Raw genomic sequence first — 20,105 nt, forward strand, 5'->3', positions numbered from 1 at the left:
TAAAAGTGAAAAGATAAAGGATAAGAGATCTTCCCAAACAAGGGCATCTCTTATCCTTTATCTTATATCTGATATCTCCGGGGGCGCTCCATGTGTCCTATTGTCCGCCCACGATGCGGCTGTACGTGCGGGTGGTAAGGCCGTAGACCAAGGCGTAGATGGCGCAGAACACCAGCAGCGTCCCGGCGGCGCAGAGGGCGAACAGACGGACGTCAAAGAGGTTGAACAGCTCCAGCAGTTTGCACAGCATGGGGAAGGCTGCCGCCACATGGATGCCCGCCGTCACCAGGGGCAGGAAGAACACCAGCAGCACCTGACTGCGGATGGAGGAGCGGACCTCCCGGGGACTCATGCCCACCTGCTGCATGATCTGATAGCGGCGCTGGTCCTCATATCCCTCGGAAATCTGCTTGTAGTAGATGATGAGCACCGTGGACAGCAGGAACAGCAGCCCCAGAAACACGCCCAGGAACAGGAAGCCGCCGTACATGGTGTACAGGTCCACAGCGTTGTCCTGATGGCTGATGACGGAGTACACGTCATTGGCGTCCGCCGCCAGCAGGGGGTCCACAAAGGCCAGCTTTTCCTCTTCCGTGCCGTCCAGGTCCACCTGGACACGAAATTCCCGGTGGACTCTGCTGGCATCCCGGTCGCTGATGGCGGAGACTACGGTCTCATCCGCCACCACCAGGAAAAGCTGCGCCGTCTGGCCGGAGATCAGGATGGAGCTGTTGTATCGGGGAAAGTCCATGATGGTCCCAGCGATGTGAAAAGGGAGGTCTTCGATATAGAAGGTATCCGGCAGGTCCAGATTCTCTGCCTGGACCAGCACCTCTTCCGGCTCCAGGTCCACGGTATGGCCGGTGAGGCGGCCGTAGTCATCGGCGGTGAGCAACCGGATTTCGGTGCTGACGCCCTCCTGCGCCACAAGGGTGAAGGTGTTTCCTGTGTAATAGCCGACGGTGTCCCCCGGAGTGGACCACTGGAGCAGTTCCACCTTCCGGCCCGCGTCTGCTGCTGCGGCCTGGACCCGTTCCAGGGTGTCCTCGTTCAGTGTTGTCTCCTGTTCCGGCGGCACTTCGTCCAGGGACTGGACCACGTCCACATCATAGGGATACATCCGCTCCAAAGCTCCCTCCAGCCCGGCGTACAGGCTGACGGTGGTGGATACCGTCACCAGCACCATGGTGGAGAGGATGCAGATGTTGGCCAGGCCCACGGCGTTCTGCTTCATCCGGTACAGCAGCCCCGCCACGGCGGTGAAGTGCTTGGGCTGGTAGTAGTACCGGGGGCTGTTCCGCAGGTGCTTCAGCAGGGCGATGGACCCGGCGGTGAACAGGCAGTAGGTGCCGACCATCACCAGCGCCACCGCCAGGAAGAAATAGGCCAGGGCGGTAAAGGGGTCCTCTACCGTCAGAGCGGTGGCATAGCCAGCCCCCAGAGTGACGGCCCCCAGCACCACCAGCAGGCGGCGGGTCCGGGGCTCCCGCTCCCCGGCACTGGCGCTGTGGAGCAGTTCCACAGGACGGGACCGGAGCAGCCCGAACAGGTTCCACACCAGCGTCAGCAGGAAGAGGAAGCCGAAGAGAGCGGCGGTATCGGCCATGCCGGAAAGGCTGATCTCAAAGCCATACTCCACCGGCAGGTGGGACAGCTGCAATAGGAGCAGCAGCACCAGTTTGCTCAACAGCACCCCTGCCGCGAGCCCGCCCACAATGGCCGCGGCGGCGCAGTAGAGCGTCTCCCACACCATCAGGCGGGCGGTGTGGCGCTTCTCCAGACCCAGGATGTTGTACAGCCCCAGCTCCCGCCGGCGGCGCTTCATCACAAAGCTGTTGGCGTACAGCAGTAGAACCGCGGAGAACAGCGTCACCACCAGCCGGCCCAGGTACATCAGGCTTTGGAGATATCCGGCCCCCCGGACGGAGGCCACAATGTCGCTGAAGGTCAGGTAGGAGAGAATGTAGTACATGGCGGCCGTCATGCCGCAGGAGAGCAGATACGGCCCATAGAACCGGCCGTTGCGCATCAGATTCACCAGGGCCAGGCGGGGAAAGAAGCCGGACTTACGCATGGGGCTCACCGCCTCCCGCCAGGACCGTCAGGGTGTCGGAGATCCGGCGGAACTGGGCCTCCTGGCTCTCGCCGCCCCGGTAGAGCTGGTGGTACACCTGTCCGTCCCGGAGGAACAACACCCGTCCAGCGTGGCTGGCCGCCTTTACCGAGTGGGTGACCATCAAAATGGTCTGCCCGGTGCCGTTCAGTTCTCCAAACAGCTCCAGCAGGGCATCGGAGGACCGGGAGTCCAGAGCGCCGGTGGGTTCGTCTGCCAGGATCAACTGGGGGTCCGTGATGAGGGCCCGGGCCACAGCAGCCCGCTGCTTCTGGCCGCCGGAGACCTCATAGGGGTATTTCGCCAAGATGTCCGAGATGCCCAGCTGATCTGCGATGGGGCGGAGCTTTTGCTGCATCTCCCGGTAGTCTGTGCCCGCCAGCACCAGGGGCAGATAGATGTTGTCCTGAAGGGAGAAGGTGTCCAACAGGTTGAAGTCCTGGAACACGAACCCCAGGTGGGACCGGCGGAAGGCCGCCAGATCCCGCTCCCGGATGGCAGAGAGGGGCCTGCCCTCCAGTAAAACCTCCCCGGCGGTGGGGCGGTCCAGGGCCGCCAGTATGTTCAGCAGGGTGGTCTTGCCGGAGCCGGATTCCCCCATGATGGCCACGTACTCCCCCTCCTCCACGGAGAAGCTGACGTTGGACAGGGCCTGGACCTGCGTGCCGCCGAAGCGGGTGGTGTAGATTTTCTGTACATGCTGTACTTCCAACAATGGCATCAAGATTCCTCCTCGTATCGGATCATGCCTCTATTGTAGCCAAAGGGCCGGACTGTCTGCCATGGATTTGGCTTACAGTCCGGCCCGATTCCTTACAGTTTCGTCACATTGGGTCACTCCACCACCCGTCGGCCCCGGGAGAGGTCCAGCCGCACCAGCGTCCCCTGCCCGGGGCGGGAGACGATGGAGATCCCGTGGTTCAGCCGGTCCATCACCCGGCGGCACAGGTACAGCCCGATGCCGGTGGATTTCTTGTCCTCCCGGCCGTTGTAGCCGGTGAAGCCCTTCTCGAACACCCGGGGCAGGTCCTCCGGCCGGATACCGATGCCGCTGTCGGCGATGACCAGCGTCTCTCCGTCCCCGTAGATCCGGATGCGGCCCCCGGCGGGGGTGTATTTCAGGGCGTTGGACAGTACCTGCTCCACCACGAAGGAGAGCCACTTCCCGTCCGTCAGCACCGTCCGCCCGGTCTCCCGAAAGTCCAGGGTGATCTTTTTCAGAATGAACATCCGGGCGAACTTCCGCACCGCCTGCCGCAGCAGGCCGTCCAGGTCCGTGTCCCGGAGGACATAGTCCGTGCTCTCGCTGTCCAGCCGCAGGTAGCCCAGCACCATGTCCACATACTGCTCGATCTTCAGGAGCTCCACTTCCACCTCCGTGCCCACAGCGCCGGGATCCTCCTGCAAGAGCAGCCGGGCCGCGGCGATGGGGGTTTTAATCTGGTGGGCCCAGAGGGTGTAGTAATCCGTCATGTCCTCCAGCCGGTCCCGGTTCTCCGCCGCCAGACGCACCCGGTCGGCGCAGACCGCCCTCAGCAGGGCCTGATAGTCCGCCTCCAGTACGCCCCGGGGCGGCGGCAGGGGCAGCACCGACTCATGGACCTTTCGTAAAAGCCCTTCCAGCTCCCGGTGCCGCCGGAGAAAGGCGGAGTACCCCAGGGCAAACAGGACCAGCCCCAGCATTAGGCAGAGAAGGCCTGCATAGGCAACCGCCTCCACCGGCAGGCTGTACAGGGCGAACACGGCGGCAAACACCGCCACCGCCCCGGCCAGCAGCAACAGCAGCTTCCACTGGCGCTTGAGATAGGCTGTCAGCATTCCGTCACCCCTCCACCAGATATCCGGCGCCCTTCCGGGTGCGGATGAAATCCGGGAGGCCCGCCGCCTCCAGCTTCCGCCGCAGCCGGGCGATGTTCACCGTCAGGGTGTTCTCATCCACAAAGCTGTCGGACTCCCACAGCCGGGTCATCAATGCGTCCCGGCTGACGATCTCCCCCTTGTGCTCCAGCAGGAGCTGCAGAATCCGGCACTCGTTCCTCGTCAGCTCCACCCGCTGCCCGTGGGCATCCAGCGTCCCATCAGACACGTTCAGCACCGCGGCGCCGCAGGAGAGCAGGTGGGAAGACGGGCCGAAGTCATAGGCCCGCCGCAGCAGGGCCTGGACCTTGGCGGAGAGCACCTGTAAATCAAAGGGCTTTGCCAGCAGGTCATCCCCGCCCAGCTGCATGGCCATCACCACGTTCACATTGTCCGAGGCGGAGGTGAGAAATAAGATGGGCGCCTTGGAGACCCGGCGGATCTCCTGGCACCAGTGGTAGCCGTTGAAGAAGGGGAGGGAGATGTCCAGCAGCACCAGATGGGGGTCGAAGGCGGCGAACTCCGACAAGACGTCGTCGAACCGCTCCGCGCAGCGGACGGTGTAGCCCCAGCCCTCCAGATGGCGGCGGATGACCCCGGCGATGGCCGCGTCGTCCTCCACGATGAAAATGCGGTACATGAGCCCCTCCTCTCCCCCCGCGGTCAGTTCAGCTCCAGGGACTCCAGCTGGGAGATGATCTCCTGCTGGCGCTCGTAGAACAGCAGCTCCTGGTTGTGGGTGAAATACGCGTCGCAGCCGTAGCGGCTGATGAAGGTGGCGGCGTAGTAGTTGATGGTCAGCTCCGTCACCAGGATCAGCAGCTCCTGCCCCTCCGGGAACACCTCCTCGCAGAAGGCGAAGAGGTTGTTCAGCATCTCCCCGGCGGTCTTGGCCTGGGCTTTCAGGCCCTGGACCATCTGGTCGAAGTCCGCCTTCACTGCAGCAAAGCCCGTCTGACTGTCCACGGTCTGTCCAACCAGGGCTTTCTGCCGCTCCAGAGCGGCGATGATCCGGCGGTGAGAGCGCTCCGCCTCCTGGGAGAGACTGCCAGACCGCCTGCCGGTGTCGATGCGGGTCTTCTGACGGCGCAGCTGTTCCTCCAGCAGAGCGGCGAGATCCGCCTCCGGCGCGGTCAGGGCGGCTTTCACGTCCTTCAGGATGCCAAGCAGCTCCCGCAGCATCTCCTCCCGCTCCACCACGGAGCGCAGCTCGCCGGTGGCGGCGTCCAGCAGCAGACCCAGCAGGGACAGCCGCTCGTCGAACTTGGCGGCAGAGGCACGCTGGCGGATGGCCTTGGTGGCCTTGCCGGCGAGGATCTTGTCCACCTGGTAGTCGCTGCGGTACTTGTTGAACAGGTCGTAGTAAACCGCGAACTCCTTGGCGATCTTGGGATTCTGGAGATATTGGATGATGAGCTTCTCATCCACCGGCAGGTGGTTCTGCTCGTACAGGTGAATCATCTGGCTCAGGTCGTCCCAGCCCCGGGCGGTGACGAACCGCTTGCCGTTCACCGTGGACTCCACCTTGTAGAAGTCACCCTTCCGGATCTCCAGGTACGTCATCACCGCCGGATGGACGTGCTTCTGGTAGGCAAACTCCTTCCAGGCATCGAAGTCCGGCTCCACGTCGATGCGCTTGAGCCGGTCCCAGGTAACGATGTCGAACTCCCGGACGGAGCGGTTGTACTCCGGCGGGTTGCCGGCAGTGACCACGATCCAGCCCTCCGGCACCCGATGGCGGCCGAAGATTTTATATTGCAGAAATTGCAGCATGGAAGGGGCCAGCGTCTCGCTGACGCAGTTGATCTCGTCCAGGAAGAGGATGCCCTCCTTTTTGCCGGTGGCCTCCATAGTCTCGTACACGGAGGCGATGATCTCGCTCATGGTGTACTCGGAGACCTGGTACTCCTTGCCGTTAAAGACCTTCTTCTCAATGAAGGGCAGACCCAGGGCGCTCTGCCGGGTGTGGTGGGTCATGGAGTAGGACACCAGGCACACGTCCAACTCCTGGGCGATCTGCTCCATGATGGCGGTCTTGCCGATGCCCGGAGGGCCCATGAGGAACACAGGCCGCTGCTTTTCCACCGGCACTGCGTAGCTGCCGAACTCATCCTTGGTGAAGTATGCCGTCATGGCGTTTTTGATCTGTTCCTTGGCCTCTTTGATGTTCATGGTCATTCAACCTGACTTTCCTCAGTATCGGTATGATTCAAAGCGCAAATTCCGCGTCCAGAAAATCTGTGTCCGCCCCAGCCGTCTCCCGGGGCCAGCGGCGGTTGCAGTAGTCCAGAAGAAAGGCGGTGGCCTCTGTCAGACGGCTGCGCAGCAACAGGTCCACCGCGGCCCGGCAGTTGTCCTGGTCCAGAAAGCCCAGGTCTGCCAGCTGCAGCAGCTGGCGGCGCAGGGCGTCGTTGTCCGTCAGGGCCAAGTTCCGGCGCAGATGCTCCAGATAATGTTCCTTGGGCCGCATGTGCCGGAAGTCGTTGGTGCCGCCGTTGGTGTAGAACTCCTGATAGGAGTGGCCCCGCAGCAGGGCCAGCGCGTAGATCAGCCGCTCCTCTCCGGTGAAGCGGTCCTCCTGCCGGTAGCAGGCGCCGATCTCCGGGGCGTACCCTTCCTCTTCCAAAGAGAAACCCAGATAGAAGGCGTATTCCAGCCGCTTCAACTGGGCGTAGCCCTGGCACAGGAAGATATTCTCCCGGGAGGTGTCCTGCCGGACGGTGCCGTTGGCGGCCCGCTCGTCCAAGGCGGCCATCAGGCAGTCCCAGTGGACCATGGCGTGAATGGGGCGCATGCGGGGGGCCGCAATAGCGGTCAGCGCCGGGGAGATGGGGCGGGCGCCGATGGCGTTGGTGGCCAGCCGGAAGAGAAAGGCCTCCTCGTCGGCCAGCTTCTCCGACAGCCAGTCCAGGCTGTCCTGAAAGGCGAACACATCCGCCGTGCCGCCGTATTCCACGATCCGCAGGTTTTCAAAGCGATTCAGGCCGTAAAAGGCATCCACATCCGGGGGGATCACCAGAATCTCCACGCCCCGCAGGGCGGGCACGGCCTTGGCACTGACCCGGGCCACCGGCCCCTCCGGCTGCACCACGGCCCGGCGGCCCTCCAGCCGCAGGCATTCCACTTGTGTTTCCATGGTTCAGATCTCCTCGCTCTGTAATACCAGCTTGATGGCCCACACCGGCACGTCCGGCGGGTCGTACCCGTCGTCCAGAAAAACGAAGGCCGCGTCGTAGTCCGGCTTTTTCTCCGGAAAGATGCCGCGGCCGTCGGTGAAGTAGATCATGCCCTTGAGGTTGGTGAACTCTCCGGCCCGGACCAGCTCGTCCACGTACTGAAACACCGGGCGGAAGTCCGTGCCGCCGAAGCCGTGGAGCTGCATGGTGTCCAGATAGTTGTCGAAGTCCTTCTGGCTGGTGATCTTCCGGTCCTCCTGCACCTCCGCGTCGCACTGGATGATGTGGAGATTGATCTTGGTGAAGAAGTTTTCCTGCTGGCGCAGGATGTTGTAGGTCTTGGTGACGAACCGCTGCACCAGGTCGCCGCTGACGGAGCCGGAGGTGTCGATGGCGATGACGAATTCCTTGATCCGCCGGACCTCCTTGTACTCCAGCGGCTCCACCAGGGGCATATTGCCGTACAGGGACAGACCGTAGGTGTAGTAGATATAGTCGAACTCGTCCTGATTCACCTGGGTGACCTCGCCCAGGCTCATATAGCGGCGGAGGAAGTCCGCATAGTCATACGTCTCCCGGTTCACCGCCTTCAGCTCCTGGACCAGATTGCCGGCATCGGTGCCGTGGCGGCGGGATATGGTCTCCAGGTCCACCTGGAGTCGCTCGCTGATCTCCCGCCAGGTCTGCTCCAGGTCACGGTCCCGCCGTTCCGTGCCGGACTTGGGCGTCCGGGCCCGGCTGCCCTGGCCGCCCCGGCCGGACTTCTGCTTGCCGGGGGTGCCGGTCTCCGGTGTCCGGCCGTTGGACTGGCTGCCTCCTCCGGCGCCCTGGCCGCTCTTCACCGGCAGATACCAGGCCCGGTGGTCGTCCGCCAGGAAGGGGTCCCGCAGCCGGGCCATCTGATCGTCGGAGAGCTGCCGGTCCAGAAAGTACCGGTAGAGCTTCTCCGCCGTCAGGAGCCGCACCTGGGAGCGGAGCTCCTTCAGCGTCTCCTCCTGGGCATAGGCCCGGTTGCAGGCGGCGCTCTCCAGGTGGAGGTCCTCAATGGCGCTTTCCACCGCGATGTCGCAAGCCAGGTCCCAGCACCGACGGTCGATGTTGGCGCTGGTGAACAGGTGCCGGAACACACAGTGGAGCACGATGTGCAGGTAGTCCCGCACATTCCGGCCCCGCTCCCGCTTGTACATGGACAGGACGTAGTACGTGTCGTAAAACAGGTGCTGGCCGTCCGTGGCCAGGGTACCTGGATAGGAGGTCAGCTGGAACTGGCTGAGGGCCAGATCCAGAAACCGAAGGTTCACCAGCAGGGTGTTCCGGGTCAGGCGCAGGATATTCTGAGCCAGGGCGTCCGCCTGGCGGAATTTTTCCACATGATCTTCCATAAGCACAACTCTTCCCGAAAGGGCGCCGGGCGCCCGATGTTCTGACCCTTTATTTTAGCATGGGGATACCGGCAATGCAAGAAAAACGCCCCGGACGGCGTCTTGCGCCCGCCGCCGGGAGATGATATGATAAACCTGTATGAACACGAAAGATGGAGTGGAGACATGAGAAAGCTGGTCGTTGGAATATTGGCCCACGTGGACGCGGGGAAGACCACCCTGTCGGAGGCGCTGCTGTATCAGAGCGGCGCCCTGCGGCGCCTGGGCCGGGTGGACCACCAGGACGCCTTTCTGGACACGGACGCCATGGAGCGGGAACGGGGCATCACCATCTTCTCCAAACAGGCGGTGTTTTCCCTGAAGGACACGGAGGTTACCCTGTTGGACACGCCGGGCCATGTGGACTTCTCCGCTGAGGCGGAGCGGACGCTTCAGGTGCTGGACTGTGCCATTCTGGTCATCAGCGGCACCGACGGGGTCCAGGCCCACACCCGCACCCTCTGGCGGCTGCTGGAGCGGTATCACGTCCCCACCTTCCTCTTTATCAATAAAATGGACCTGGCGGGGGCAGACCGCTCCGCAGTTCTGGCAGGCTTAAAGCAGCGTCTGGGCAGCGGCTGTGTGGATTTCAGCGGCGAACGGGACGAATCGTTCCGGGAGGAGGCGGCCGTCTGCGATGAATCAGTGCTGGAGCGGTATCTGGAGACCGGAGTTCTGACAGACGGCGACCTGCGGCGAATGGTCGGGAAGCGGAAGCTGTTCCCCTGCTGGTTCGGCTCTGCGCTGAAGCTGGAGGGGGTCTCGGAATTCCTGGAGGGGGTGGAACAGTATGCCCCGGTTCCCGCCTATCCGGAGACCTTCGGCGCCCGGATCTACAAGATCGCCCGGGACGGCCAGGGCACCCGCCTCACCTATTTAAAAGTGACAGGCGGCACCCTGCGGGTGAAGAGCCTTTTGACCAACCGCTGCCCCGGTCTGGGAGAGGACCAGGTGTGGGAGGAGAAGGCGGATCAAATCCGCATCTACTCCGGCGCCAAGTTCCGCACGGTGGAGGAGGCCCCGGCGGGGACGGTGTGCGCCGTGACGGGTCTCTCCCGTAGCCGGGCGGGAGAGGGCTTGGGGCTTGAGGCCGGCTGGACTGCCCCGGCGCTGGAGCCGGTGCTGACCTATCAGGTGCTGCTGCCGGAGGGGACGGATCCCCACACTGCCCTGGGCAATCTGCGCCAGCTGGAGGAGGAGGATCCCCAGCTCCACATTGCCTGGAATGAGCAGACCCGCCAGATCCACGTGCAGCTGATGGGGGAGATCCAGCTGGAGATCTTACAACGCATGATCCGGGAGCGGTTCGGCCTGGAGGTGGCCTTCGGCCCCGGCGCCATCTGTTATCGGGAGACCATCGCCGCCCCAGTGGAGGGCATCGGCCACTTTGAGCCCCTGCGCCACTATGCAGAGGTCCATCTGCTGCTGGAGCCCGGGGAGCGGGGCAGCGGCCTGGAGTTCGGGACGGCCTGCCCGGAGGACCAGCTGGAGGGCCGTTGGCAGAGGCTGGTCCTGACCCATCTGGCGGAGAAGGAGCACCTGGGGGTGCTGACCGGCTCCCCCATTACGGATATGAAGATCACCCTGGCGGCGGGCCGGGCCCACGTGAAGCACACGGAGGGCGGCGACTTCCGCCAGGCCACCTATCGGGCGGTGCGCCAGGGGCTGATGGAGGCGGAGAGCATCCTGCTGGAGCCCTGGTACGACTTCCGCCTGGAGCTGCCCGCACCTCAGGTAGGCCGGGCCATGACGGACCTCCAGCAGATGGGGGCGCAGCTGTCTCCGCCGGAGACAGCGGGGGAGGAGGCTGTGCTCACTGGTGCTGTGGCGGTGTCCGCTCTGGGGGACTACGCCCGGGAGGTGGCCGCCTACACCCAGGGCCGGGGGCGGCTGCTCTGTTCCCTCCGGGGTTATGCCCCCTGCGCGGACCAGGACGCTGTGCTGGCGTCCGTCGATTACGACCCGACGGCGGATTTGGACAACTCCCCGGACTCCGTGTTCTGCAGCCACGGTGCCGGCGTCATCGTCCCCTGGGATGAAGTGCCCGCCCGGGCGCACGTGTCCAGCGGCCTGGACCTGGGACCGGAGAAAGAGGAGCCGGCGGGGAGGTCTGATACCCGGCGCGCCTCTGTCTACGCTGGGACCATCGAGCAGGATAAGGAGCTCCAGGCCATCTTCGAGCGGACCTACGGCCCCATGAAGCGGCGGGCCTTTATTCCCCCGAAAGACCCCCGGCGCCCTGCTCCGACAGCGGAGGCAGAGCAGGAAAAGCGGACCATCCGGGAGCAGTTCTCCGGACCGGAGTACCTGCTGGTGGACGGCTACAACATCATTTTTGCCTGGGATGAGCTGAAGGCCATCGCCCGGGACAATCTGGACGCCGCCCGCAAGCAGCTGTGCGATCTCCTCAGCAACTACCGGGGCTTCCGGAAGTGCGAGGTCATCGCCGTGTTTGACGCCTATAAGGTCAAGGGCGGCCAGGGCAGCGTGGAGAAGTACCACGACATCCACGTGGTCTACACCAAGGAGGCGGAGACGGCGGACGCCTATATCGAGCGGGCCACTTACGAGATTGGCCGCCGCCATCGGGTGCGGGTGGCTACCTCCGACGGCCCGGAGCAGCTGATCATTCTGGGCCACGGGGCCCTGCGGCTTTCCGCCAGCGCCTTCCGGCAGGAGGTGGAGCAGGTGGAAGGCCAGATCGCGGACATCCTGGCCGCCAACAACCGCAGGCAGAAGACCGGAAACGTCCGCTCCGCCCTGGAGCGGGCCCAGAGACAGACAGAGGAGGAGAAGCCATGATCGGATTGAGCTGTACCGCAGGCGCGGTGCTGGCCCTCTGCGGCCAGGTCCGCGGAACCCTGGAGCGCAAGGGGCTGCCCCAAAAGGAGCTGGACGGCGGCCGGGTGCGGATCGAACCCCGGTACAACCAGGGCTCCGGCTTCGGCCTTGTCCCGCTGAACGGCCGGCAGATGGCTCCCCTGTCCCTGGCGGCGCTGTGGGCGCTGCTGGGGGTGTGCGGCGGCCGGGGCCTGGGGGCCGGACTGCTGCTAGGCGGCGGACTCAGCAACCTGTGGGAACGGATCCGCCATGGACGGGTCCTGGACTATCTGCGCTTTCCAAAGGCACCGGGGCCGCTGAAGAAATACACCTACAATCTGGCGGACCTGGCCATCTTCCTGGGCGCTGTGCTGATGGTGCTGCGCCGCAGAAGGCAGTAATATGAGCCGCCCTGCGTGATTCCACGCAGGGCGGCTCTCTTCATAAAAATTTAAGAAATTTCACAGTTTTTTCGTAAACCAAGGGAATCTATACTGAATTTACGAAAAAAACACGGAACTGTAACTGATTTGTAAATTGACAATTAGTTGTGTTTGTGTATATACTAACTGTACTAGTACGGGCAGTACAGTTTTTTTGAATGGCTTAAAAATTTGTCATTGACAAATTTCAAAATTGTGTTACTGTATTATTAGAACAATACAAAAAGAGACATCGTAACGGACCGCACTCTGCCGCGTCTTATGTGAGACATTTTACAGACATTTGACGCAAACGCCGTGGGATGTTGATCTGGTGGCGTTATACTGGAACTGAAAAAATGTTCCGGAAGTTGAAGCGTTCGGCGGGGCTGCGTCGTATAGGAGAACAAGACGAAAGAAGGGAACCTGTTATGAAGATCCTGATTACCACAGATTGGTATACGCCTGCGGTAAACGGTGTGGTCACCTCTGTGAAAAACCTGCAGCGGGAGTTGGAGCGCCGGGGCCATGAGGTCCGGATCCTGACGCTGTCCCAGTCGCTCCACTCCTGGTCCCGGGATGGCGTCACCGCCATCGGCTCCGTAAACGCCGGACGGATCTATCCCGGCGCCCGCCTCCGCACCGCCATGGCGGGCCGCTGGGTACGGGAGCTGATGGACTGGCGGCCGGATGTGATCCACTCCCAATGTGAGTTCAGCACCTTTTTCCTGGCCCGCCGCATCGCGGAGGAGCTGGATATCCCCCTGGTCCACACCTACCACACGGTGTATGAGGACTACACCCACTACTTCTCCCCCAGCGTCCGGTGGGGCCGATGTGCGGTGGCGGCTTTCTCCCGCTGGGTAGCTGCCCAGGTGGACGGCATGATCGCCCCCACCGGCAAGGTGCGGGGACTGTTGCAGGGCTATGGCGTTCGCTGCCCGGTCTTCGTGGTGCCTACGGGCATCGACCTGCGGCGCTTCCAGCAGGAGGGCGATCCCATGCGCCGGGCGGTTCTGCGGGCCAGCCTGGGCATCCCTGCGGAAAACACTGTGCTGGTGTGCGTGGGGCGCCTTGCGGAGGAGAAGAACATCCAGGAGCTGCTGAAGCTCCGGGCCTCCCTGGGCAGCCGCCCTGTGACGCTGTTGCTGGTGGGGGATGGTCCTGACCGGCCCCGGCTGGAGCAGGTGGCCCACGATCTGCGGCTGGAGGCCCCGGCAGTGATCTTTGCCGGCATGGTGCCCCCGGAGGAGGTGCCGGAGTGGTACCGGCTGGGGGACCTGTTCGTCAGCGCCTCCTCCAGCGAGACCCAGGGCCTGACCTACATCGAGGCACTGGCCGCCGGCGTGCCCGCCCTGTGCCGGGCGGATCTCTGCCTGGAGGGCGTCATCCTGGAGGGAGAGAACGGCTGGCAGTACCACAGCACTGCGGAGTTCCGGCAGCGGCTGGAGGAGTTCCTGGCCAGCCCGGAGACCCACGAAGCACTGAAGCGGCGGGCCGCAGAGAGTGCGGAGCAGTTCTCCGCCCAGCGGTTTGCCCAGCGGGTGGAGCGCATCTATCAGATGCAGCTGGCCCGGCGGGCGGCCAGCTGTGTCCAGGGGGTGACCGCATGAGCCGGGGCGTGGAAAAGACCGCTCTGCAGGCGGCGTCCCTCTTCGGACTGATTTTGTGCGTGCTGACCGGAATCTGGGCCTGGCAGGCAGGACTGCTAACATCCCAGGAGCGGCTGCAGGCCTTTGTGGCCAGCTGCGGCGCCGCCGGCGGGCTGCTGTTCGTGGCGTTCCAGATGGTGCAGGTAGTGGTGCCGGTGCTGCCCGGCGGCCTGGGCTGCCTGGTGGGCGTGGTGCTGTTCGGCCCGGTGATGGGGTTTGTCTACAATTATGTGGGCATCTGCATCGGTTCGCTGTTGGCCTTTGCCGTGGCGCGCAACTGCGGGCGGCCGCTGTTGAGCCTGCTGTTTTCGGAAAAGCTCATCGCCAAGTACAGCGATTGGACAGAGCGGAATGACCGGTTTGCACGGCTGTTCGCCCTGGCGATCTTTTTCCCGGTGGCGCCGGACGACTTCCTGTGCTATCTGGCGGGTACCACCTCCATGACCTGGCGGCGGTTCACCACCATCATTCTGCTGGGCAAGCCCCTTTCCATCGCCCTGTACAGCCTGGGGCTGACGGTGCTGTTCCAGCAGATCACAGGCTGGCTGGGGTAAAGACATCCGCGGACGGGCGGATCGGTAAAGGAGACACACATGCGCGTTTTTATCTACAATGGCGGCCTGCGACTGGTCGGCAAAAGCGGTGTGGGACAGGCCATCCTCCACCAGCGGGAGATGCTGCGCCGGGCCCGGATCGACACTGCCGACCATTGGTGCCAGCGGGCCGGGGCCGTCCATATCAACACGGTGCTGCCGGATTCGGTGCTGGCGGCTCTGGCGGCCAAGCTGATGGGGCGGAAGGTCATTTACTACGGCCACTCCACTATGGAGGATTTCCGCAGATCCTTTCGAGGCTCGGACCGGCTGGCACCCCTCTTCCGCAAGTGGATCACCTTCTGCTACAGCCTGGGCGACGTGGTGCTGACCCCCACGGAATACTCCCGCCGTTTGCTGGAGAGCTACGGCCTCAAGCCGCCGGTGTACAGCATTTCCAACGGCGTGGATACAGAGTTCTTCGCGCCGGATCCCACCCGGCGGGCGTCCTTCCGCCGCCGCTGGGGCCTCCGGGAAGGGGAGCGGGCGGTGATTTCCGTGGGTCACACCATTGCCCGGAAGGGGCTGCCGGAATTTCTGGAGCTGGCCCGGCGGATGCCGGAGGCCCGTTTCCTCTGGTTCGGCTGGACGGATCCCCATCTGATCCCCCAGGAGATCCGGCAGGCCATGGAACAGGCGCCGGAGAATGTGACCTTCGCCGGCTTTGTAGACCGGGAGACGCTGCGGGAGGCATATTGCGGCGCGGATGTATTCGCCTTCATGAGTCATGAGGAGACCGAGGGCATCGTGGTGCTGGAAGCCCTGGCCTGCGGCATTCCCACAGTGGTGCGGGACATCCCTGTTTACAACGGCTGGCTGCGGGAGGGACAGAATGCCTACAAGGCCTCCGGCACAGACGAGTTCCAGCAGAAGGCGGAAGGACTTCTGACAGGGACATTGCCGGATCTGACAGCCGCCGGCCGCCGGGTGGCGGAGGAGCGGAGCCTGTCGGTGATGGGGGAGCGCCTGCGGGAGGTCTACCGGCGGATGGACATTCTGCCGGCAGCGCAGCCGGCGGCAAAAACGAACCTCCCTCAGGCGGAGAGACCCGTACAGCACAGCTTCACACCTTAATTCCCGGTATTCCTACGGGATAAGGATACCCTGGCGAGGGATGGTTCCCCATAGCGCCCGCTTCCATTCCGGTTCTGCGGGCCGCCGATGAAGAGAAAAAGCGCCTCCGGCAAAAGCCGGAGGCGCTTTTGGCGCGTTTACTGGGGCAGCGTCTGGACCACGCCGCGGGCACAGTCCACAGAGACCATGGCACCGTCCTTCAGGCGCTGGACGGCGCCGGCGGCGCCCACGATCACCGCCTTGCCCAACGTCAGGCCCACAGTGGCCGCATGGCCGTTGGTGCCGCTCTCCTCGCTGATGACAGCGGCCGCCTGTCGGATATAGGGCAGGAGGTCGTTAGTGGTGTAGGGCACCACCAGCACATCCCCGGGGCGGAACTTGGCGGCCACATCCTCCAGTGAGCGGCAGACGCACAGGGGGCCGGAGGCGTTGCTGGCCCCCACGCCGACGGCGTTGAGCAGGGCCCCGCCCACCAGATGGACCTTGATCATATTGGTGGTGCCGGAGACACCCACGGGCACACCGGCAGTAATGACCACCAGATCGCCCTGCTTCACGAGTTCTGCCTTCTCTGCCGCCTGGATGGCGAACTCGATCAGCTGGTCGGTGTTCTGGGCATAGGGCATCAGCAGGGGCACCACGCCCCAGTACAGGGCCATCTGCCGCTGGACCCGCTCACTGAGCAGGCAGGCCACCACCGTGGTGCCGGGGCGGAAACGGCTCACCAGCCGGGCGGTGGCACCGCTCTGGCTGACGGTGAGGATGGCATCGGCACCGATGTCCATGGCAGTGGTGCAGGCGGCATGGGCCGTGGCGGCGGCGATGGACAGGCGGCTGGAACCCGGCAGGTTGCGCATCCGCTTGGCGTAGTTGATGTCCGCCTCGGTCCGCAGGGCAATGGCATCCATGGTCTGCACCGCCTCCACGGGGTATTTGCCCGCCGCTGTCTCGCCGGAGAGCATGATGGCGGAGGTTCCGTCGTAGATGGCGTTGGCCACGTCGGTGATCTCCGCCCGGGTGGGGCGGGGATTCTCCATCATAGAGTCCAGCATCTGTGTGGCTGTGATGACAGGCTTGCCGGCGGCCACGCACTGGGCGATCATGTCCTTCTGGATGATGGGAATCTCTGTGAAGTCGATCTCCACGCCCATATCCCCCCGGGCCACCATGATGCCGTCCGCCACGGACAGGATCTCCGCCAGGTTGCTGACCCCCTCCTGGTTTTCAATCTTGGCGATGATCTGGATGGAGGAGTCTGCCTCATCCAGCAGGCGGCGGATCTCCCGCACGTCGTCCGCCGTGCGGACGAAGCTGGCGGCGATGAAGTCAAAGCCCTGTTCCACGCCGAAGAGGATGTCCTCCCGGTCCCGCTGGCTCATGTAGGGCATGGACAGGCGGATGCCCGGCACATTGACGCCCTTGTTGTTTTTCATGGCCCCGTCGTTTTCCACCCGGCAGCGGACGTCCGCCGCTGTGGTCTCCAGCACCGTCAGGCGCACCAGGCCGTCGTCCAGCAGGATGGTGTCGCCGGCCTTCACGTCCCCGGGCAGGTCGGCGTAGGTGATGGAGCAGCCTTGCTCATCCCCCACGATGTCCCGGGTGGTCAGGGTGAACTCCTGGCCGGTCCGCAGCATGACGGAACCTGCGGCGAAGGACTTCAGCCGGACCTCCGGCCCCTTGGTGTCCAGCATGGCGGCCACCGGCAGGCCCAGCTCCGCCCGCAGGGCCTTCAGGGCGTCCAGACGACCCTTGTGCTCCGCGTGGCTGCCGTGGGAGAAATTGAACCGGGCCACGTTCATGCCGGCCTCCAGCATCTGCCGCAGGACGCCCTCCCTGTCCGTGGCCGGACCGAGGGTGCACACGATCTTTGTCTTTCTCATAAATAAAAATCCACCTTTCGGTCAAAAGGGATACAAACTGTAAGACAGTTTATCACAAAGCCGCAGCGCAAAAAAGTGGAAAAGTGTTCAATAAACAAGAGGGATCCGCCAAAAGGCCCGTCAGCGCGGGAAGGCTCACATCCCCAGCTTTTCCCGCAGGGCGGCGATCATCTCTTGATATTCGCCCTCGGAGAGCAGCACCGGCTCCGGATTCGTGATGGCAAAGGAACCGCCGAACTCGAATCCGCCCTCGTATTTGGGTACGATATGGAAGTGCAGGTGGGGATTCGTATCGCCGAAGGAGCCCAGGTTGATCTTGTCGCAGCCCCACAGTTCCTTCACTGCACCGGAGGCCCGGGCCAGATCCCGGGCGAAGGCGGCCAGCTCCTCCGGCCCGCACTCGCACAGCTCCTTCCGGTGGTTCTTCAGCGCCAGGGCGCAGCGGCCCTTGTGGGCCTGATCCTTGAAGAGATAGAGCACACCGGCCTCCATCTCGCCGACCTTGTACATGATGGCCTCCCGGCCCTCGTGATGTTCATCGCAGTAAAAGCATCCCATGGCTAGATCTCCTTTTGTCAGAATACGGAGGAAATTTTCCCCTTATTACCATACAACCCAAAACCGCCGCCGTCAAGCATCAGTTCAGGATTGCGCCGGGGCAGAGGTTCTGGTATCATCAGGGTATCAAGAACGAAGACGGAGGAGGAATCGACATGAAACTCGGCTTGGTGACGGACAGCCTGGCAGACCGCTCCCTGGCAGAGGCAGCGGCCGTCTGCCGGGGACTGGGGCTGGAGCAGGTGGAGCTGGGCTGCGGCAACTGGTCCCCGGCGCCCCATGTGGACCTGAAAAGGCTGACGGCGGACGCCGGTGCCCGGCACCGGCTGCTGGATACTCTGGGGGAAAACGGCCTCACGATCTCCGCCCTGAACTGCTCCGGCAACCCCCTGTTCCCCGGGGAGAAGGGAGCCGGAGACAGGGCGGTGGCGGAGGGCACGTTCCTCCTGGCGGAGCAGCTGGGGGTGGAGACCGTGGTGATGATGAGCGGCCTGCCCGGCGGCTGCCCGGAGGACCGCACTCCCACCTGGATCGTCACGTCCTGGCCGCCGGAGACGGAGGAAATCCTCCGCTACCAGTGGAAGGCGGCCGTCCCGGTGTGGAAGGCGCTGGCCACCCGGGCCCGGGACCACGGGGTGAAGCGCATCGCCCTGGAGTTCCATGGCTGGCAGCTGGTGTACAATGTGGAGACGCTCCGCCGCCTGCGGAGTGAGGTGGGGGACGACATTCTGGGGGTGAATCTGGACCCCAGCCATCTCTTCTGGATGGGGGCGGATCCCGTGGAGGTGGCCCGCGCCCTGGCGGACTGCATCTACCATGTCCACATCAAGGACGTGCGCCTGGAACCGGCTGCCGGGCAGAACACCCTGCTGGACACCAAGGGCGTGCTGGAGTTCGCCAGCCGCTCCTGGAACTTCGTCACCCCCGGCACAGGCCACGACGCCGCCTGGTGGCGCCGCTTTCTGGAGACGCTGCGGGACTGCGGCTACGACGGCGCCCTCAGCATCGAACAGGAGGATTACACCATCCCGCTGGAGGAGGCCCTGCAAAAGGCCGTGTCCCTGCTGCGGCAGGCGCTGCCCGCCTGAAATACGCAAAGCCCCGCCTCACGAACGAGGCGGGGCTTTTTTCAGAAGAGGATCACCGCAGGAAATTCCAGTACAGGGCAATGGCCGCCGCCAGCAGGAGCTGCACGGCCAGGATCACCGGCACGCCCACCCGAAAGACCCGGTGGAGCGTCTTGTGGCGGAAGAGGTACATCCCCAGCAGGGCACCCACGCTGCCGCCAACCACGGCCAGAAGCAACAGATTTTTCTCCGGCACTCGCTGGCGGAACCGGGGGTGTTTGGCCAGGAGCTTGTCTACGCCGAAGATCAAAAAGGTCACAGTGTTGATGAGCACCAGCCAGGCGGCCAGCAGCCCCAGGGGAGAGCCGATGAAGGCAACAATACGGTCATTGTGCTCTGTGGGCAGATAGAGTGTCTTTTCTTCCATAACGGCCGCCTCCTGAAACAGCACTGGACTGGCCGGGAGTTCCCAGCCAGTCCAGTGTAGCAGAAGTTTCAGTTTTTGGCAAGCTTGCTGAGTTCCACAGCAGTGGCTGCCGCCAGCTTGGCGTTGTTGTACACCAGCTGGATATTGGAGGCCAGGGAGTCGCCGCCGGTCAGATCCTTGATCTTGGCCAGCAGGAAAGGCGTGGTCTCCTTGCCGTGGATACCCTGAGCCTTGGCCTCCTCCACGGCCTCGTCGATGGCCTTGTTGATGACGTCCGCGTCCATGGAGTACTCCTCCGGGATGGGGTTGGTCACCAGCATGCCGCCGCCCAGGCCCATATCCTGCTTGACATAAAAGGCTTTGGCCAGCTCCGCCGGGGTGTCGATCTCATAGTCCACGGCAAAGCCGCTCTTCCGGGTGTAGAAGGCGGGCAGCTCGCGGGTGCCGTAGCCGATGACGGGCACGCCGTGGGTCTCCAGGTACTCCAGGGTCAGCCCCAGGTCCAGAATGGACTTGGCGCCGGCACAGACCACCATCACGGGGGTGTGGGCCAGCTCCTCCAGATCGGCGGAGATGTCCATGGTGGTCTCAGCCCCCCGGTGCACGCCGCCGATGCCGCCGGTGGCGAACACGGAGATCCCGGCCATGTGGGCGATAATCATGGTAGTGGTGACAGTGGTGGCGCCGTCCCTGCCCTCCGCCACCAGCACGGGCAGATCCCGACGGCTGGCCTTGGCCACGGCAGGGCCGGTCTTGCCCAGGTAGTCGATCTCCTCGGGAGAGAGGCCGGCCTTCAGCCGCCCGCCGATGACGGCGATGGTGGCAGGGGTGGCGCCGTGTTCCCGGATGATCTTCTCCACGTTCAGGGCCGTCTCCACATTCTGGGGATAGGGCATGCCGTGGGAGATGATGGTGGATTCCAGTGCCACCACGGGACGACCCTCGTCCAGGGCCTTCTGCACTTCAGGGGCGATGTCGAGATACTTGTTCAGAGCCATGATAAAAACCTCCAGATTTGAATTTTGGTTATTCGATGGGGAATGGG

At 63.8% G+C, this 20,105-nt stretch carries 17 protein-coding genes; 6 read left to right on the top strand and 11 right to left on the bottom strand.

What is annotated here, in order from left to right; all coding sequences use genetic code 11:
- Positions 1 to 97 precede the first annotated feature (97 nt).
- The 7 genes from HMPREF1546_RS10350 to HMPREF1546_RS10380 form a co-directional block, all read right to left on the bottom strand.
- A complete protein-coding gene (locus HMPREF1546_RS10350; protein WP_021749039.1) occupies positions 98 to 2,074 on the bottom strand; it encodes an FtsX-like permease family protein in 1,977 nt (658 codons plus the stop codon).
- A complete protein-coding gene (locus HMPREF1546_RS10355; RefSeq protein ID WP_021749040.1) occupies positions 2,067 to 2,834 on the bottom strand; it encodes an ABC transporter ATP-binding protein in 768 nt (255 codons plus the stop codon). Before HMPREF1546_RS10355 ends, HMPREF1546_RS10350 begins: the two co-directional genes overlap by 8 nt.
- 113 nt (positions 2,835 to 2,947) lie before the next feature.
- A complete protein-coding gene (locus HMPREF1546_RS10360) occupies positions 2,948 to 3,931 on the bottom strand; it encodes a sensor histidine kinase (protein WP_021749041.1) in 984 nt (327 codons plus the stop codon).
- 4 nt (positions 3,932 to 3,935) lie between these two features.
- Complete coding sequence (locus HMPREF1546_RS10365; RefSeq protein ID WP_021749042.1) at positions 3,936 to 4,610, bottom strand: response regulator transcription factor; 675 nt, start codon at positions 4,608 to 4,610, stop codon at positions 3,936 to 3,938.
- 23 nt (positions 4,611 to 4,633) lie between these two features.
- Positions 4,634 to 6,142: an ATP-binding protein gene (locus HMPREF1546_RS10370; RefSeq protein ID WP_036630159.1), complete on the bottom strand. Its 1,509-nt coding sequence runs from the start codon at positions 6,140 to 6,142 to the stop codon at positions 4,634 to 4,636.
- 37 nt (positions 6,143 to 6,179) lie between these two features.
- Entirely contained in the window at positions 6,180 to 7,106 is a 927-nt protein-coding gene (locus tag HMPREF1546_RS10375) for a hypothetical protein (RefSeq protein WP_021749044.1), read from the bottom strand.
- 3 nt (positions 7,107 to 7,109) lie between these two features.
- On the bottom strand, positions 7,110 to 8,528 hold the full coding sequence (locus HMPREF1546_RS10380) for a VWA-like domain-containing protein (RefSeq protein ID WP_021749045.1): 1,419 nt from the start codon (positions 8,526 to 8,528) through the stop codon (positions 7,110 to 7,112).
- A gap of 165 nt (positions 8,529 to 8,693) precedes the next feature.
- Here HMPREF1546_RS10380 and HMPREF1546_RS10385 point away from each other — a divergent pair, with 165 nt between their 5' ends.
- The 5 genes from HMPREF1546_RS10385 to HMPREF1546_RS10405 all read left to right on the top strand — a co-directional run bounded on the left by HMPREF1546_RS10385 (position 8,694) and on the right by HMPREF1546_RS10405 (position 15,128).
- On the top strand, positions 8,694 to 11,369 hold the full coding sequence (locus tag HMPREF1546_RS10385) for a translation factor GTPase family protein (protein WP_036630144.1): 2,676 nt from the start codon (positions 8,694 to 8,696) through the stop codon (positions 11,367 to 11,369).
- A complete protein-coding gene (locus tag HMPREF1546_RS10390; RefSeq protein WP_021749047.1) occupies positions 11,366 to 11,788 on the top strand; it encodes a signal peptidase II in 423 nt (140 codons plus the stop codon). The genes HMPREF1546_RS10385 and HMPREF1546_RS10390 overlap by 4 nt, the downstream gene beginning before the upstream one ends.
- A 452-nt stretch (positions 11,789 to 12,240) precedes the next feature.
- Positions 12,241 to 13,422, top strand: a complete 1,182-nt coding sequence (locus tag HMPREF1546_RS10395; RefSeq protein ID WP_036630146.1) for a glycosyltransferase family 4 protein — start codon at positions 12,241 to 12,243, stop codon at positions 13,420 to 13,422.
- Positions 13,419 to 14,015: a TVP38/TMEM64 family protein gene (locus HMPREF1546_RS10400; RefSeq protein ID WP_021749049.1), complete on the top strand. Its 597-nt coding sequence runs from the start codon at positions 13,419 to 13,421 to the stop codon at positions 14,013 to 14,015. Before HMPREF1546_RS10395 ends, HMPREF1546_RS10400 begins: the two co-directional genes overlap by 4 nt.
- Positions 14,016 to 14,054: 39 nt before the next feature.
- Complete coding sequence (locus HMPREF1546_RS10405) at positions 14,055 to 15,128, top strand: glycosyltransferase family 4 protein (protein WP_021749050.1); 1,074 nt, start codon at positions 14,055 to 14,057, stop codon at positions 15,126 to 15,128.
- 137 nt (positions 15,129 to 15,265) lie between these two features.
- Here the strand turns inward: HMPREF1546_RS10405 and pyk are convergent, their stop codons facing one another.
- Both pyk and HMPREF1546_RS10415 read right to left on the bottom strand, forming a co-directional pair.
- On the bottom strand, positions 15,266 to 17,008 hold the full coding sequence (gene pyk / locus HMPREF1546_RS10410; RefSeq protein ID WP_021749051.1) for a pyruvate kinase: 1,743 nt from the start codon (positions 17,006 to 17,008) through the stop codon (positions 15,266 to 15,268).
- A gap of 135 nt (positions 17,009 to 17,143) precedes the next feature.
- On the bottom strand, positions 17,144 to 17,566 hold the full coding sequence (locus tag HMPREF1546_RS10415; RefSeq protein ID WP_021749052.1) for an HIT family protein: 423 nt from the start codon (positions 17,564 to 17,566) through the stop codon (positions 17,144 to 17,146).
- 155 nt (positions 17,567 to 17,721) lie between these two features.
- On the opposite strand from HMPREF1546_RS10415, the gene HMPREF1546_RS10420 reads away from it, so the two are divergent.
- Positions 17,722 to 18,654, top strand: coding sequence for a sugar phosphate isomerase/epimerase (locus HMPREF1546_RS10420; protein ID WP_036630148.1), 933 nt, complete (start codon positions 17,722 to 17,724; stop codon positions 18,652 to 18,654).
- 52 nt (positions 18,655 to 18,706) lie between these two features.
- Here the strand turns inward: HMPREF1546_RS10420 and HMPREF1546_RS10425 are convergent, their stop codons facing one another.
- Positions 18,707 to 19,060 carry a DUF1294 domain-containing protein gene (locus HMPREF1546_RS10425; RefSeq protein ID WP_083490999.1) on the bottom strand — a complete coding sequence of 118 codons (354 nt, stop codon included), beginning with the start codon at positions 19,058 to 19,060 and terminating at the stop codon, positions 18,707 to 18,709.
- Between the two features lie 68 nt (positions 19,061 to 19,128).
- Positions 19,129 to 20,058: a pseudouridine-5'-phosphate glycosidase gene (locus HMPREF1546_RS10430; RefSeq protein WP_021749055.1), complete on the bottom strand. Its 930-nt coding sequence runs from the start codon at positions 20,056 to 20,058 to the stop codon at positions 19,129 to 19,131.
- Between the last annotated feature and the right edge of the window lie 47 nt (positions 20,059 to 20,105).

The sequence above is a fragment of the Oscillibacter sp. KLE 1745 genome (genome assembly GCF_000469445.2).
Taxonomy (GTDB): domain Bacteria; phylum Bacillota; class Clostridia; order Oscillospirales; family Oscillospiraceae; genus Oscillibacter; species Oscillibacter welbionis.